The following is a 16,460-nucleotide window of genomic DNA, read 5'->3' as shown; positions in this document are numbered from 1 at the left end:
AAAGGCGCGCCATGGTGTAAATGGCGCACCTGCGCTGCTATTTCCTCAGATAACGTACATTCAGCAACACCATCGATAACAGCATCAGCCCCACACCTCCCCATTGCACAGCATCCACGTGTTCATGTAATATCAGGTGCGAACAAAGAATCGCCACCGGCAATTCCGCCGTCATAATCACTGCACTAACTCCAACGCCTATTTTCGGAATTCCTTTCGCAAACAACAGCGGCGGAATAATAGTACCGAAGAGCGACAGAAAAAGTGCCCACTTCAATAGCCCTGCATTGTAATGCGCACTTGTTACCAGCACCGGTGCATTGATGAGAAAAATGAACAGCGTAGAACCGGTCATGATACCTGCACTTTTCAATTGCGCCGGTATCTCCTTGCCAACCCGGCTGTTGGCCACTACATATATCGCATACACCAGTGCGGAAATACCTGCAAATAATAGCCCTTTAAAGGAGAGATGAACAGCAGCACCTCCTGCCAGCCCGCTGCCCATCCAGGTTCCCAGGAGTATCATTCCTGTTGTTAGCAGTTGTAATCCGGAGGGGCGTTTCCGGAAAAGTACCCAGTCTATCAGCAATCCTATCCAGGTGACCTGCATCAGTATTACAATCGCCACAGATGCAGGGATATAGACTACCGACAAATAATACACCCAGCTCGTACAGCCGATGGAAGCCCCGGTTAACAGCAACCATATCACATCTTTCCTGGTAAGCGATTGCTTTTTTTTGTTGCCGGCGAGATAGATGAGCCACAACACTACCATCCCGGTCAGTGCCTGTGTAAAGGATATTTCTGCTGTTGTATAGCCTTCGTGATAAGATAATTTTACAAAAGTAGATAGTATACCGAAGCTGCATGCGCCGGCAAAAACCATGAATATATACCTGGTCATTTATTTTCGATTGTGTAAAAAAGGATAATTGAAAAAAAGTGGGTACACGAAAATAACCAGGTTATACAACCCCAGCAGATATAGTAAACCGGCTGATCCCGCAACGGGAACAGCTTTCAGGAGAAGGAACGCTGGTTATTCTGCGCAGAGAACAACAACAGCAGGAGGAGGCGTACTTGAATAAACGCGATGCATGTGGTGATAAGATTTTAGTCTGCCAAAGTAGTAAATTTTTACGAAATGGTATCTGTTTTCACCACCAGTTTCCCAACCGTTCTGTTAGTTTCCTGCTGGAGATGGGCTTTGGCCATTTCATCGAATGCAAATACAGCAGATACCAGCGACCGCAGCTGGCCGGTAGCCAGCAAAGCAGCCAGTTGTTTCATATCAGCCCCATTGGAGCTTACCCTGGGTGCGAAGCCTTTCATGCCTCTGGCAGCGGCTTTAGCAGGAGCTGCTTCCTTTAATCCGGATGGAATGCTTACAATAGTGGCGCCGGGCTTCATCACTTCCAGCGAAAGATCGATATTATCGCCGCCGATCGCATCCAATACAAAATCGATTCCGCCAACCTGGTCGGCCAGGCGGCCGGCGCGGTAGTCGATATGCTCATCGGCACCCAGCCCCAGTACTATTTCCCGGTTGGCCGCTGATGAAGTACCAATCACATAAGCGCCGAGGTGTTTGGCGATCTGTACAGCATAATGCCCTACCCCGCCGGCTGCGGCATGTATCAATACCCGCTGCCCCGGTTGTACGGGCGTATAGACCGTCAGCATCTGCCAGGCTGTAAGCGCAGCCAGCGATGCTGCCGCAGCTTCTTCATGAGAAATACCGGCAGGCTTCAGCGCGAGATCTGCTGCAGGCGCCGCCACATACTCTGCATAAGCCTTCCCATGCCCCGGGAAGTTGATCATACCAAACACTTCGTCATCTTCCTTAAACAAAGATGAACGGGAAGCAATCACCACCCCGGAAATATCCCAACCCAGTATAATGGGGGAAAACGCTTTCAATGCAGCTGCCATCCCGCTTCCGGAGCGGGTTTTAACATCGATGGGATTGATGCTGATAGCATTTACTTTCACCAGCACCTCTCCTTCTGCCAGCTCCGGAACGGGTAGCGTTGTATAGATAAGATTATCTACTCCGCCAAAGTCTTTTAAAACAATTGCTTTCATATTGCCTGCTATTACAAAAGCAAATGTAGTACAGAATATATTGGCGTTATAATAAGATCATTGTTGATCCGGTATACTCAGCGGCGCTTTCTCAGGCTGCCGGTGAATATCAGGCCGGTGTACTTCCATCAGCAGTTGCGGATTACCAGGCTCCCGGAAACCATAGCGGCGATACAACTCATGCGCATCCTTTGTTACCAGCATAATTCTTCGCAGACGGGCCGTCCACGGCTGCGCCATCAGGAAGCCCATCAAGTGTTTTCCGATTGCCTTTCCTCGCTCTTCCGGCACCACAAACACGTCTGCCAGCCAGCCAAAGGTGTTGTAATCGGTGATTAGCCGCGCGAAGCCAACCTGGCGTTCCCCGACGAATGCACCTATGCAATAAGAATGCCTTAGTGAATTGACAACTGTGTCTATACCGATTCCCTGAGCCCAATAAGATTCCTGCTGTAAAAATCTGTGAATAACCGGCAGGTCCATGTTTTCCACCCCTGTTCTGATAGTGATTTCGTTTTCTTCCATCTTGCTTTACCTATTATACCTGCAAAAGTCGGAAGTCCGTTAAAATGAATACAGATACAATTTTTGTATTTTTGATGAGCACAGTTATATGTATGAAGAAAGATTACCTGTATAGAGAGATATCTGCGAACATGGCCCGGCTTATCCGGGAAGGCGTGTTACAGCCGGGCGACAAACTGCCCTCTGTACGCGATATTTGCACAGAGCATGGGGTGAGCATGAATACGGCCAAAAGGGTATTCCTGGAACTGGAACGTGATGCGTTGGTAGAAGCAAAGCCGCAATCGGGTTACTACGTAAACAGGTTGCCATTCAGGAAACTGCAGATCCCTGAAACCAGCCATCCGTCGCCGCTGAACAGCCACTCCAGGCCATCGCACCTGATCGCAAAAGTATACGGGGATATGGGAAACCAGGGGCTGACGCTCTTTTCCATAGGCGCCCCTGCGAAAGAACTGCTTCCGGTTGCCAAACTAAACAAGGCCATCCTGCAAGCCACGAGGGACCTGCCAGGTTCCGGCACCGGATACGAGCCGTTAGCCGGTAACGAACGCCTGCGCCGCGCTATCGCCAAACGCTCGTTTCATTGGGGTGGTTACCTGACGGAAAATGATATTATCTCCACCGCCGGTGGCATGAATGCCATCGCTTTCTGTCTGATGGCCACTACACGTCGGGGTGATACACTTGCTGTGGAAAGCCCGATCTACCCGGGCATCCTGCAACTGGCCGTCAGCCTTGGCCTGAAAGTGCTGGAGCTTCCCACACATCCGCAAACAGGCGTGCATCCCACCAATCTGGAGAAAGTAATTCACCAGATCCATTGTTGCCTGCTTGTCACCAATTTCAACACTCCCCTGGGGAGCTGCATGCCGGATGAGCATAAACGCGCTATTGTTAAACTGATCACCCGGCATCGCATCCCACTCATCGAAGATGATATTTACGGCGACCTCTATTTCGGTAATAATCGCCCTCTTTGCTGCAAAGCCTACGACAACAAAGGCTGGGTACTATGGTGCAGCTCTGCCTCTAAAACACTGGCGCCCGGCTATCGCGTAGGCTGGGTGGCCCCCGGCCGGTTCAGGGAAAAAGTGCTGCAGCTAAAACACATGCATGCCATTTCTTCCACTGCTATTACCCAGGAAGCTATTGCCGCTTTCATGGACAGCGGCCGCTACGACCAGCACCTTCGTCAGATGCGCCAGACGCTGCACTCCAATTATCTTCAATACATGCATACCATCGCCTCCCACTTCCCTGCCGGCACGCAAACCAGCCAGCCACAGGGCGGTCTGAGCCTGTGGGTAGCTTTCGATAAACACCTCTCTGCTGCCGAGCTTTATGAGCATGCACTCCGTCAAAAAATCAGCATCGCTCCCGGCCGGATGTTCACGCTTCAACCTCAGTTTAATCACTGCATGCGCCTTTCTCTTGGCATGGCCTGGACGAAACAACTCGAACAGCGATTGCAGTTGTTAGGGAAAATCGCGGCCGGGATGATGTAAAAGGAATTAATGCTGATTCCCTTTGTTATCGCTGGTATATGCGCCGATATCGTTGTTATAGGTGGCGTTACCTTTACCGGTTGCCGGAGAGCCTGACTGCAGATGAAAATTGTTAGGATTGCTGCGCAGTGAAGGATTCGGCGGATTGGTGGTATAGGTGATAAACATAGGATTGTTGTTATTGGTGCCGGTAGAAATAATATCACCGGACTGAGGTTTACCTACAGAACCAACAGGATAGAAGCCTGCACGCAGAGAATCTACCGTGGCATAAAAGAAATTGTTACCGTATGTGACCTTGGCAATATTTGCATCCGGTGCAATATCGAGACCCTCATAATTATTGACGATGAGGTTATTGAAAAACTCACCGCTGCCGAATGCATCGCAGAGTATACCTCTTCCCGGCTCTGCAGCGCCACGGCGGAAGCCATTGTCTACACAGGTGTTGTTATATACGCGCACATAAGTAGTGGGTATCTGCACCGTGGTAGAAGTTTCTATTTTGATGGCACTGCCTGCACCGCCCCAGATAACATTGTATGCGATGTCGCCGGTAGCGCCGGTTTTTATATTGATGGCTTCTCCATCGGTAGTGCCCTGTGCATCGATGGTGTTACGCAGGATGCTCACTTTAGCTCCATTCTGGCAACGTATACCATCGTCCTGGCCGCCCTGAATCCAGCAATCCCATACGTTCACCTGTACAGGCGCTGCTACGAAGAGTGTTTTACGCGGATTGCCACTGGAATCCGGCCCACCGGTCCATAACAGTTTAGTCCATTTGAAGCTTACATATTTGGCGCTATCGGCCTGTATCCCGCCCCAGTCGCCAGCCTGCTGCGTAGACGTAGTGAAGGTAATGGGCTTGTCTTTGCTACCCTCTGAAATAATCATCCCCTGTACATAGAAGGCAGCATTTTTATTGACCTTGATAGTTGCGCCGGGTTGTATGGTGAGGGTATCGGAAGATAAGACAGTGATATTACCATTGATGATGTAGGTAGAATCAGACAGCATGACACCTTTTACGGCGCCACCGGCAAGGGTGGTAGCGGTGATGGCATTGGCAGGCAGTATGACCGGCTGATTGGTGATCACGGAATTTGATTTGGAGCAGGCAGCCAGTAAAGAGGCTCCTGCCAGCACCGCCAGTACCATCGCCTGGAAGCCTCTGCGGGCAGCAAAAATGGGTTGTTGCATAAGTTGTAGTTTTAAGTGTTAGTGATTATACCTGATACCTACACTATAGGTAGCTTTATATACATATTGCGCTACCAGTAACGTTCGCTGCGCCTCCACGGTGGTGGCAGTGTTAAGCAGATTATTGAACTTTCCGAATATGGTTAAATGGCGGCGTACATCCTTTTCAATGGAGAACGCCAGCGTGGACATAGGACGCTGATAATAATCAGATGCGTAGTAAATGGATACCTCGGCCAGCGTGCGGCCGATATAGCCATAGGCCAGCTGTGCAAACAATCCGTTTTTGGTATCGCGGTACAGCAGTGATAAATTGACTACATGATCCGACTGCCCCTGCAACGGCCTGGTTTCATTCACATGAAAACTGTCGATCTGCGGCAGGCCCGCATTCTGATTAGCCTTGTAGTATAATTGCTTCGGCGTGGTAATAGCAGAATGCGTATACGTATAGTTACCGGTTACGCCTATACGCCCCCAGTAATGCGTAAACGCCAGTTCGAAGCCGTAGTTATGCGCAGTGCCATAATTCTGCGGAGTGTAGTAGATCTGGCCGCCGCTGATACCTGCATCCAGCAGGCCCAGCTCTATCGGATCCTGTATGCGTTTGTAGAACACGCCGGCAAAGAGCTGTTCTTCTCCACGCGGATACCATTCGTAACGCAGATCAAAATTATCCGCCACCGTGTGTTTCAGGTATGGGTTCCCCCGCTCGTCGAAGTCGAGGCCACGGATCGTATAAGGCACCAGCTCGAAGTAGTTAGGACGGGAAATAGATTTATAATAAGACAACCGCAGGTTTTGCATAGATGCCAGCCGGTACTTCAGATTCAGGCTCGGCAGGAAGTCGTAATACTTGATGGTAGCGGCTGTAACAGCCGTAATGCTTTGTTTGCTGGTGGCGAAATCCTGCAACGTATTTTCCCAGCGCAAACCACCAACAACGTCAAGGCGTTCCAATTGCCACTTTGCCTGCAGGAAGGCAGCCGTCACCTTTTCATCTGCGGTGTAGGCGTTGGGATCGTAGGCGCCGGAACCGGCGCTGTTGAACACCGACCATTGTGCGCTGTAGATATCGGTGAAAGGCGGTTTGCCGCTGGTGGCGCCACCGTTGCCGTTAACAGTGGGCGGCCTCAGATCGTAAAGATCCTGGGTGTTGTACCTCGACTTGGAACGATACAAACCTCCTGCTTTCAATTCCAGCGGGTGTGGGCCCAAAGCAGGGCGCCAGGCCAGGTTGATCATTCCCGTATAGTCGTGGTCGTTATTCTTCTGCCAGATATGTTCTATACCATCAAAGTAACGGTCGGTAACAGTGTAATCCGGCCTTATGAGCAGATCTGTGGTGAGCGTAGCCCTGTCTGGCGCACGCTTTCCTGCGGTCGACCAGATACCGGTCCAATCCAGCAGCAACGATGGTGTGAGCAGATGGCGACCGGATACTTTCAGGTGTTCTATATATTCTTTCTGCGTGAGCGAACGGTCATTGAAAAACACCTGCCCGGTGCCCGGGCCATGGCGGCCGGTTCCATCGAGTGTAGTATCATTACTGAGCCTCGCCTGCGCCAGGTAGGAATAGAGGAACAGGTTATCTATATTGATATGATGACGTTCGTTAAACAGGTAATCGATATGTGTAATCAGCCCATTGTTCATTTGCTGCGTACTCCCTTGCCTGTTAGATACATCTATTGCATGCAGCTTGTTGGAGATGGTCTGGTTTTCCGGCGAGATGCCATTGAACTGACTGTTATCTCCATAATACTGATTCTGTATATTATCTGCGATAATAACACCCAGTTTATTTTTCAAAAAACGTTGTGTATAGGTAACTCCGAAGATGCCGGTAGGCAGCGGCCACTGTGGCTTGAAATCCAGGTTGGAGCGGGAGAAATCATCCGGCTGCGCCTTGTATCCCGGCGGGTTACGTTGCAAAGGGCTGAGCGGACGTATCTCATTTTTCCCAAAACCTGTATAGCGCCGGTCGAAGAACAGCTGGCTGTAACCCAGTGCTGCTGTGGCTTTGAAGGTAAGGGAGTCGGGCGCATCTTTCATGATCATGTTTACGGTACCTCCAATGGCATCGCCTTCCATTTCAGGTAACAACGATTTGCTGATCTCAATGCTGCTCAGGAGATCAGAAGGGATGATGTTTAACGGCACAAACCTCGACTTCTCATCCGGACTGGCAATCTTCACACCATTCACCAGCGTATTATTATAGCGCGGTTCCATACCGCGGATAATAGAATACGCCTCATCACCGCCACCAGAGCGCTGCACGGTGATACCGCTCATACGCTGCAATACGTTGGCCGCGTTGATATCCGGTGACCGTTCCATGGCACGGGAAGAAATGATGTTGGTGACATTGTCGGCATGCCGCTCCCGGGCTCTCGAACCAGGCTCTTCTTCCCTGCTGAGTTGACCAAATACGGATACCTGATGTAATTGCTTTACTTTGGAAATGGTGTCTCTGACCTGTGTGTTATGCTGATTAACACGGGTCTGGCTATAGGTTTTCTGAAAGAATAATATGCACAGTACAAAAGAAATGAATCGGGTGATCATTTGCTTGTACATAATTTGAATTTCATGCGAAATTATAGGCGATCACTTCAAATTTTTTCTATCACATCACCATTTAATTATTTCATAACCATTCATTAATGGTTTATTAAAATCTACTACAGAATCTCTTCAGAATTCGCCGGTTATATGGTACAACACCATTCGTCCGTATGCGACAAAACAAGCTACAGTGGCCACTTTCAACATCTCCTAAATCTTCGCAACACTTATTGCTGCATTCGCAATTTTTCTGCTGTTATCTCTATCCGGAAAATTGTTCATAACTCGTTCCGATATGTGCGTTAATTGTTAAGATCTTAAAGCGCCGGAACTGAACCAGTCTGGAAACAATAATGTTGTTAACAAAGAATTTACACTTGATAATACACATTCCTCTACCTTGACGGCCATGGTAAGGAAAAAGAACCCCTTAACGTGAAAACCTGGAGTTTATGAAGACATATTATTTACCCGCCAGGATACATGATAACAATGCCGGAGCAGAAGAAGTAAAAGAAGGGATTGTCAGGATCGTCAATTTGCTGGCAGCGGGAGCCAGTTTACTTGCATTTACATTTGGCTGCCTCCTGTATTCCCGAACGGGTTACAGGATCATTTTCTATCCGGCAATGCTGGAAAGTATACTGTTTCTGGGCATTCTACCGGTTACAAGATACATCAGTCCTGAATTGGGCAAGCAGTTGATGTTCCTTTTACATAGTATCGCCGTCTGGTTTTTCTGTGCGTTGCTGGGTCCGGCTTCGCAGATCCTGCTGTTCACTCCTTTTCTTGCATTTTGTGCGTTTCTGGTTTTCCATCGCCCCAGGGCACAAGTGATGGCATTAGCCGTAAGTGCCGGTATGTTATTGCTGGCAGAGCTGAATTACCGGCACCCGGTTATTGCCCCGCTTGAATTTAATGAGGAAGCCGAATCAACTATAAAATGGATGGTGGTGATTGCGGCCACTTTCCTCAACGCCATTGCCCTGTATTATTTCGCCCGGGAATGCTGGTACCAGAATTTACAGTTGAAACAGCTGGTACAGCAGCTCGACAAAACCAATCAGGCGATGCGGATCTATGTCCGCGAAACCACACATGAGATCAGGTCGCCGTTAAATGTAGTAAACAGCATACTCCAGAACTATATCGAAACGGCCGATCAGGGGAAGAGGACCGTCCAGGTGGGAATCGCTCACCTGGAAGCGGTCCATTTTGCCTGCCAGGATATGCAGCTGGTAATGAATAATGCCCTCGGCTGGTCTAAAATTGAAGCCGGGAAAGAAGAGATCTGTAAATCGCCCTTTCATTTCTGTAACTGGCTGCAACATCTTTGCGATACGTATGAATATCTCGCAAAAAGACGGTCGGTACACATACATATAGATATCAGCAATGAATTGCCGGAATATATACTGGCCGATAAATCTAAACTTCGTACGATCATCGTCAACCTGCTAAGCAATGCGATCAAGTTTACTACTTTCCGTTCTGTCATCAGCGTAAATGCCGCCGTCTGCCACCAGCAACTCTGTATTACAGTGGCAGACCAGGGCCGCGGCGTGCCCGATCACCAAAAAGAGCACATCTTCGATCCTTATGTGACCGATTCCGGCCAGCAGTCGGAATCCAGCGGCCTGGGCCTGCCCATTGCGCGCCATATCGCCAGGATGCTCAACGGCGACCTTACCGTGGGCGACAACCCCGGAGGCGGAAGTATCTTCACCCTGAGACTCCCCATAGAAGCCATTCCGCCGCCACCAGCTACCCTGCGTACGATGGATTATTCTCTGCTGCAGGGATTAAAAGTACTGGTGGTAGACGATGACCCGCTCAACCAGCTGGCCTTTACCCTGGTGTTGAAAAGAATGGGAATAGAGGCCATAGTGGCCGACTCCGGCCCACAGGGGTTGTCGAAAGCACGATTACTCAAGCCGGATGCGGTGTTGATGGATATGATTATGCCGCATACCAGTGGCATAGAAATGCTGGCTCTATTTCAGGCCGACAGGCAACTACGGCAAATACCATTTATCCTGGTATCCGGGAATTCCTATAGTGAAGTAAAAGAAGAAGTGATTGCCTCGGGTGCTGATGGATTCATAAGTAAACCGGTAAACATTGAACAGCTGTACAATGTGCTGAAGGACCTGGTGGTAACTGCATGAGTGCACTTTATTGTACCGCGTAGCGGATGGATTCCGCACCTATCGGCGACTCATACCATCAGGTTTCTTCTACCGGATCTATTCTCCCCAAACCGTCAGCATAAGCTGGCGGCTTTCCCCGTAATTGCGATGTTCGCAGAGGTAGATGCCCTGCCAGGTACCCAGGGCCAGACGGCCATTACGTACCGGTATCGTAACAGAACTACCCAGCAACGCCGCTTTCAGATGCGCCGGCATATCATCCGGGCCTTCATCGTTATGCTCATAATCCGGATCGTTTTCCGGCACTGCTTTGCTGAAATAAGTCTCGAAATCCGCTCTCACCGTAGGATCCGCATTCTCATTGATCGTCAGCGACGCCGATGTATGCTGTATAAACACCTGCAGCATTCCTGTCCGGATCTCCGCTATCTGCGGAAATGCCTGCAATACTTCTGTAGTGATCAGGTGAAAACCTCTTCTCCTGGGCGCCAGTGCAACCGGTTGCTGGTATATTTTCATGCGGAATAATTAGCAGCACGCAAGTTACTGATTTTGTAAAAGGATTACGGAAGATGTGAATAAGCGTGATAACATTCCACTCCCTGAATGATGCGCAATAACCCCGGAACAGCCAAACGGATTCAGCAATATGTATTATAAAATATTTAATTCGAATACCAATGTACTTTTAGTTACCTTCATCCACCCGCCACAATAACAGACCGATAGCTTGAAAATCCTTAATCATTAAATTTTAACCATGGCGACACCACAAGTAATGATCATTGACGATGATGCGGATGACAGGAACTTTTTCCAGGAAGCCATCAGCAACATTTCCCCGGTGATCGAAACCCATGCATGCGATAGCGGAATACAGGCACTTGCTATGTTGCACGATAATAAAGCAGTAAGGCCCGATTTTATCTTTCTGGATTTTAACATGCCCCTCATGAACGGAAGGGAATGTCTCGTGGAGTTAAAGAAACTGCTGCATCACCAACTCACCAATATCATCATTCTCAGTACTTCCGATATGAAGGAAGACATAGAAGATGCTATGCGGTTGGGCGCGAAGCTGTTTCTGACCAAGCCCAATACATTCCAGGAATTGTGTACCATGTTAAGAGGTGTACTGGAAGAAAGATGGCAAAAACTTTTCTCATCACAGGTAGCCGCGGAGCGATAACCGTTATTTTACAGCAGGTTTGTTGTATTTATTTCTATACTCGAGTGGCGATAAGCCGGTTGTTTTCTTGAAAATAGTCCTGAAAGCCTTGGTATCTGAATACCCAACCTCCCACATGATCTCATTGATATTTTTACGGCTGCTTTCAAAACCTTTTTTGGCTACTTCTACTTTTACACGTTGAATATATTCTGCAACGGTATTATTGGTTGCTTTTTTAAATCTTCGTTCCAGACTCCTGCGGCCTACCGCAAACATAGAAGACAACTGATCGACGGTTATCTTCTCTGAAAAATTCTGCTCAATAAATTCCTGTGCAAGCCTTACAGATTCGTCCTGGTGCTCCCGCTGCCCCTTGAATATGGTGAATGTAGCCTGATTGGTCCGGTCTATCTCTATTTCGAAATACTTCGATGTCAGGATAGCCATATCCCGGTCGGTGTACTTTTCTATCAGATACAACAACAGGTTCAGGAAAGAATTGGCGCCACCACTGGAATAAACGCCCTTTTCATCTGTAATGATCTTTTCGGATACCAGCTCCACTTCCGGGAACATACTTTTAAAATCATCGGCAGCCAGCCAGTGAGTAGAACAACGCTTACCTGTCAGCAAGCCGGTGGCAGCCAGCAGAAAAGCGCCTACACATAAACTCGCCACCTCGGCTCCTTTTTCATGCTGCTGCACGATCCAGGGATAAAAGTCCTTGTTCAGGTCTATTACTTCCTGCCTCTCCCCATTAACAGCCGGAATAATGATCAGATCGGCCCGGTGATCATCCGTAATAGTCAGATCGGGTGTTACTTTGAACAACTTGTCATAAACCTGGGAGTCCTTATTCAGCCCGATCAGCTTCACATCAAACATAGCCTGCTTTCCTACGCTCTCCAGGAAGTCGTTAACCTTCGTGAACATCACAAAGGATCCTTCAATACAACTGAGCGCTGCTGCGCCCTTAGGAACGAGTATGGATATCTGCTTCATATTCCAAATCTAAGAAAATTACTTCACCCTTCTCGATTCACTATCCAATCCCGAACTTCTGTCCCTTTCCCTGGCGATTTTCACGTTGCCAAAGCGGTAATTAAAGCCCAGCTTCAGCTGCCTCGAGTCTTCCGCGCCCTGGTTCCGATAGTACATGCCATCATAATCCCTTATGCCGGCCCAGCAGTAGGTCTGGAACAGATCGCTGATGCCCAGTTTTACAACACCTTTGTCTCTCAATACCTTACGCTGTACACCGGTATTCACCTGCCATACAAACTTCGTACGCTGGAACCCTCCGGTCAGATCCGGGGAATTGTAATACCCGCTTACTTCCAATTGTGTTTTTCGATCCAGTTCAAATACCTGTTGCAGGTTCAGCATCATCGTATTCACATGCAATGTTACAGCCCGGGCCACATCGTAGCTGATATGGTTCTGCTTGTGGAAAAAACCGGCGCTGGCCGTAATATTCCACCACGGCATTACTTCCACCGCCGAAGATATATGCAGGGAAAACAGCTGCTGTGTGCCCACATTCTGCGGCATGATGATCATCTTATTTCCATCGATACTATCTGTTACGGAAACGAACATATCCTGTATGCGTGTATACGATACCGTAGCCGCCAGCACACCGGTGGCATTATAGCCCAGTGTAACGCTGTTCGCATACTGAGGCCGCAGGAAAGAATTTCCTTTCCAGGACGATAACTCATCCATCTGGTACTCAAACGGATTCAGATCTGCGTAAGTGGGGCGGTCGATCTTCTGGTTGTACGACAAAGAAAAACTATGATGATCATTGGTTTTCCAGGTGAGATGCAGGGATGGAAAGAAATCGAGATAGCGGTTACTGACCTGTTGCACTGTATCCTGCCCGGATACTTTGCTTTTAGCATTCAAAGCGCCATCTGCCACTGTTCTTTCCGTTCTCACACCTGCCTGCAATTTCCAATTGCCCCATTGCTGATCAGCCAGCAGGTAGGCCGCATAATACCCTGCCGGTAGTATCCTTATACTGGTAGTTGAAATTATAGTTCTTCCAGTTCTGACGCTGGGAATAATAGTCGTTCCGGGCGCGAAGCACTGACAGCAGTTTTTGCGTAGTACTGTCGGACAGATAGGTCAGCGTGTTGGTGAGGCCCGGGCCGAAGTAAAGGTTGGCATTCATCATCGCCCCAAGTGTATGCCTGCTGTTGACATTATAATCCACCCCGGCCTTGAAATTCACAGGATTGCGCATATCAGTGTCGGCGGTGCGGTTGTCGATGATCTGGCCGGACTGCACCCGATAAAAATCGTAGCGCATATTCCGGTGACCGAAATAATGATTGTAGTTTCCGTAAAGATTGAATTTTCCGGTCCGGTAATTCATGTTCAACGCCGCTTCTGTTTTAGGCGTTTCCCCAAAATGGAGGCCGGCGGAAACATCCCCGTTGTAACCAGCAGTAGTCAGCTTCTTCAGGCGGATGTTGATAATACCGCCAGTACCGGCGGCATCATACTTTCCGGAAGGGTTGGGCATCAGTTCTATGCTCTGGATATTGGCAGACTGCAGCGACTTCAGTAACGCAGCCAGTGCATCGCCCTGCATATACGACGGCTTACCGTCGATATAAACAGTTACCCCTGCCTTGCCATTCAGGGATATACTGTTAGATGGTCCTACCATCACGCCGGGCGATTGCTTTAATAATTCCAGGGCATTACTGCCCATGGCATTTACACTGGTGCTTACATTATAAATGATTTTATCTCCCTTAATTTCAATTGTTCTCTTTTTTGAAGTAACATTTATTCCTTTCAGTTTACGTACAAACATCGTGGAATCCTGGGCCATCACACAAGCGGAAACTCCTAACAGTACAGGCAGGATAAGTTGACGCATATAGAATATCAGGTTATCTTTTGAGGGCGCCAAAATAGAAAAAAAATAATTAAGAATAGAAAATATGGAATGAAGAATGATGAGCGAAGATTAAAGCGGATAAGTGTATTGTCATCTGCTTTAATCTTCGCTCATCATTCTTCATTCCATATGCTTTATTCTTAATGTTCAAGTGCAGCGGCAGTTGTCTTGGCAACAGCCGCTCCTCCCCTGGCCATCTTATTCTTCACCAACATACTCACCAGGTATACTAGGTATAAGCACGGTGCGGATATCGCTACCACTACCCAACCCAGGGTATCATAGTGTTCCAGTGGGCTGAATTTATTCTGCTGGGTAATAATCATTCCACCGATCACGGCAGCCACCCCACCGGATATCTGTTGCAGGGATGAATTCACGCTCATAAAAGCGCCTCTGTCGCCCATGTCGGGGATACCAGTTGTGAGGGCAGTCAGAGGTACCATGCGGCCCACCAGTGCCGTCATCATCAATACGTTAAACACCATCACGATCCAGAGCGGCTGCGGTGTCAGGTGCGTATATACGGGGATCACACACATCATGGCACAGGTGGCAATGACGAACAGGCGGAATTTATCTATTCTGTCGCTCAGCTTACCAATCAACGGCATCATCGTCAATGAAGCCAGACCGCTTACCATAAACAGCAGGAATAATTTATCCTGTGGTACGAGCAGATTATTTACAGCGAAGGCGGTACCGAAGGGCATCATCATAAAACCGCCCACGGACATCAGGCCTGTTGTAATGAAGCCGATGCGATATTCGGAGTTCTTCAGGGTATGCCAGAGATGCGCAAAGGCGTTACGATCGCGCTGCAAAGCGAGATGCGCTACGATTGGCTGCATTTTCAATGCTATCAGCAGCATCGTAATAGTACCCGCACCTGCAATGAGGAAGAAAGGTGCTTCCCATCCCCAGAAGTTAGCAAGATATAAACCAACAGGTATCCCCAACACCTGGCTCGCGCCAAAGCCCATCTGTACAAAGCCCATTACACGGCCCCGTTGTGAGATGTCAAAAAGGTCGGCAACGATCGCCAGGGAGATCGATCCGATTACTCCGCCAAACAGGCCCGTAACCACACGAGCCGCTACCATGGCGTAGTAAGAGTTAGCCAATCCACAACAGTAGGTGCCTGTTATAAAGCCGGCATAAAAAAACAGCAGCAATTTTTTACGATCAAAACGATCGGCAAAACCGGCTGTCAGCAGCCCGGAAACCCCGGCGCTGAAGGCATAGGCAGATACAACGATTCCAAATTGTCCGGGTTTTATGTTCATTGATTTCATTAGCATATCGCCCAATGGCGACATCACCATAAAATCCAATACTACCGTAAACTGGGTAACTGCCAACAATGCAATAATGATTTTCTGATAAGAAGAAAATGCAGGTGTTGATTTCATATTGGGTGTATTTAAAACTTAGTCGTCGAGCTCAGTGCAGGCGTAGCCGTTAGCACTGATCAATGCGGTGATTTCTTCCAGTACCGGTTCGTTGGCTACTACCCGGAGCACGCAATCCACATCTTCCATATCTACCGTCCAGCTAACTACATGCTGCTGCCGGTCCAATACCGGCGCTATTTTCGAGCGATCGGTAGTGGTAGCAATGTTCGTTTTGAAAATGAGAATATGTTGTCACATTTTATAAGCAAGCGCTCATTTATAAATATATCAAAAAAAATTCTACTTCAACATTCCCTTGATGATACACTCAAAAGCAGCTTTCATGATTGATTCGGTCAGCTTGAAAGGGCTGCCATCAATATTCCTCCCTTCATTGTGAAACTTGACCAGGGTATACAGCGGTGCAAATGCTACTGCCCAAAATACTTCTACCGGCACCCAATTAACTTCTCCGCTTTTTACTGCGTTCTCCAGGTACGCCCCCATGGCATGTTTAAATTCCTCACTGATTGTTTCCAGCATTTTGTCTCTGTAAGATGAATTACGCAGCTGCTCAAAAAAGCCGGCCACGCTATGATTATCCATCCCAAATGCTGCCCGGTTCTTCCACTGCACCCATAACCATTCCCTGAAAGGCATTCCGGAGTGACATCCTTTCATCGTTGCTCTTACCATCTTCTGCGCTTCCTCCACACTAATGCTGGTGAGCAGATCTTCCTTATCCTTATAGTAGATGTAAATAGTAGCCGGCGATACACCCGCTGATTTTGCCAGCCGGTTGATCCCGAAATTCTCCAGTCCATCCTTCGCTATCATTTCAATGGCTGAATCACGAATGGCCTGTATTTTATTTTCATCCCTATATCTCATTTCGCCACAAAGATAAGTGAGCAATTGCTTATTTAAAAAATT

At 48.3% G+C, this 16,460-nt stretch carries 15 protein-coding genes; 3 read left to right on the top strand and 12 right to left on the bottom strand.

The window, feature by feature from the left end; all coding sequences use genetic code 11:
* Nucleotides 1–37 precede the first annotated feature (37 nt).
* The 3 genes from UNH61_RS07005 to UNH61_RS06995 all read right to left on the bottom strand — a co-directional run bounded on the left by UNH61_RS07005 (nt 38) and on the right by UNH61_RS06995 (nt 2,616).
* Nucleotides 38–910, bottom strand: a complete 873-nt coding sequence (locus UNH61_RS07005) for a DMT family transporter (RefSeq protein ID WP_326991423.1) — start codon at nt 908–910, stop codon at nt 38–40.
* Nucleotides 911–1,143: 233 nt separating this feature from the next.
* Complete coding sequence (locus UNH61_RS07000; protein ID WP_326991422.1) at nt 1,144–2,091, bottom strand: NADP-dependent oxidoreductase; 948 nt, start codon at nt 2,089–2,091, stop codon at nt 1,144–1,146.
* A gap of 57 nt (nt 2,092–2,148) precedes the next feature.
* A complete protein-coding gene (locus tag UNH61_RS06995; protein WP_326991421.1) occupies nt 2,149–2,616 on the bottom strand; it encodes a GNAT family N-acetyltransferase in 468 nt (155 codons plus the stop codon).
* 92 nt (nt 2,617–2,708) lie between these two features.
* Here UNH61_RS06995 and UNH61_RS06990 point away from each other — a divergent pair, with 92 nt between their 5' ends.
* Nucleotides 2,709–4,124: a PLP-dependent aminotransferase family protein gene (locus tag UNH61_RS06990; RefSeq protein WP_339070775.1), complete on the top strand. Its 1,416-nt coding sequence runs from the start codon at nt 2,709–2,711 to the stop codon at nt 4,122–4,124.
* A 6-nt stretch (nt 4,125–4,130) separates the two neighbouring features.
* On the opposite strand, the gene UNH61_RS06985 is transcribed toward UNH61_RS06990, so the two are convergent.
* Nucleotides 4,131–5,327, bottom strand: a complete 1,197-nt coding sequence (locus UNH61_RS06985; RefSeq protein WP_326991419.1) for a right-handed parallel beta-helix repeat-containing protein — start codon at nt 5,325–5,327, stop codon at nt 4,131–4,133.
* Nucleotides 5,328–5,345: 18 nt separating this feature from the next.
* Nucleotides 5,346–7,910: a TonB-dependent receptor gene (locus UNH61_RS06980; protein ID WP_326991418.1), complete on the bottom strand. Its 2,565-nt coding sequence runs from the start codon at nt 7,908–7,910 to the stop codon at nt 5,346–5,348.
* 440 nt (nt 7,911–8,350) lie between these two features.
* Here UNH61_RS06980 and UNH61_RS06975 point away from each other — a divergent pair, with 440 nt between their 5' ends.
* Nucleotides 8,351–10,066 (top strand): hybrid sensor histidine kinase/response regulator, encoded by a 1,716-nt coding sequence (locus tag UNH61_RS06975; protein ID WP_326991417.1) that lies wholly within the window; start codon nt 8,351–8,353, stop codon nt 10,064–10,066.
* Between the two features lie 78 nt (nt 10,067–10,144).
* Here UNH61_RS06975 and UNH61_RS06970 read toward each other — a convergent pair whose 3' ends face one another.
* The gene (locus UNH61_RS06970; protein ID WP_326991416.1) at nt 10,145–10,567 is read right to left on the bottom strand and encodes a secondary thiamine-phosphate synthase enzyme YjbQ; all 423 of its coding nucleotides are present in this window, start codon (nt 10,565–10,567) and stop codon (nt 10,145–10,147) included.
* 241 nt (nt 10,568–10,808) lie between these two features.
* Here UNH61_RS06970 and UNH61_RS06965 point away from each other — a divergent pair, with 241 nt between their 5' ends.
* The gene (locus UNH61_RS06965; RefSeq protein WP_326991415.1) at nt 10,809–11,237 is read left to right on the top strand and encodes a response regulator; all 429 of its coding nucleotides are present in this window, start codon (nt 10,809–10,811) and stop codon (nt 11,235–11,237) included.
* A gap of 3 nt (nt 11,238–11,240) precedes the next feature.
* Here the strand turns inward: UNH61_RS06965 and UNH61_RS06960 are convergent, their stop codons facing one another.
* The 6 genes from UNH61_RS06960 to UNH61_RS06935 all read right to left on the bottom strand — a co-directional run bounded on the left by UNH61_RS06960 (nt 11,241) and on the right by UNH61_RS06935 (nt 16,418).
* Nucleotides 11,241–12,221, bottom strand: a complete 981-nt coding sequence (locus UNH61_RS06960) for a helix-turn-helix domain-containing protein (protein WP_326991414.1) — start codon at nt 12,219–12,221, stop codon at nt 11,241–11,243.
* Between the two features lie 18 nt (nt 12,222–12,239).
* Nucleotides 12,240–13,172: an outer membrane beta-barrel family protein gene (locus tag UNH61_RS06955; protein ID WP_326991413.1), complete on the bottom strand. Its 933-nt coding sequence runs from the start codon at nt 13,170–13,172 to the stop codon at nt 12,240–12,242.
* 22 nt (nt 13,173–13,194) lie between these two features.
* Entirely contained in the window at nt 13,195–14,112 is a 918-nt protein-coding gene (locus tag UNH61_RS06950) for a hypothetical protein (RefSeq protein ID WP_326991412.1), read from the bottom strand.
* 161 nt (nt 14,113–14,273) lie between these two features.
* Nucleotides 14,274–15,545: an MFS transporter gene (locus UNH61_RS06945; RefSeq protein ID WP_326991411.1), complete on the bottom strand. Its 1,272-nt coding sequence runs from the start codon at nt 15,543–15,545 to the stop codon at nt 14,274–14,276.
* 18 nt (nt 15,546–15,563) lie between these two features.
* Nucleotides 15,564–15,713 (bottom strand): hypothetical protein, encoded by a 150-nt coding sequence (locus UNH61_RS06940; RefSeq protein ID WP_326991410.1) that lies wholly within the window; start codon nt 15,711–15,713, stop codon nt 15,564–15,566.
* A 114-nt stretch (nt 15,714–15,827) separates the two neighbouring features.
* Nucleotides 15,828–16,418, bottom strand: a complete 591-nt coding sequence (locus tag UNH61_RS06935; RefSeq protein ID WP_326991409.1) for a TetR/AcrR family transcriptional regulator — start codon at nt 16,416–16,418, stop codon at nt 15,828–15,830.
* Between the last annotated feature and the right edge of the window lie 42 nt (nt 16,419–16,460).

The organism is Chitinophaga sp. 180180018-3 (assembly GCF_037893185.1).
Classification (GTDB): Bacteria; Bacteroidota; Bacteroidia; order Chitinophagales; family Chitinophagaceae; genus Chitinophaga.
The sequence above is the reverse complement of the archived record's forward strand: the minus strand, read 5'-3'. Positions and strand labels throughout refer to the sequence as shown.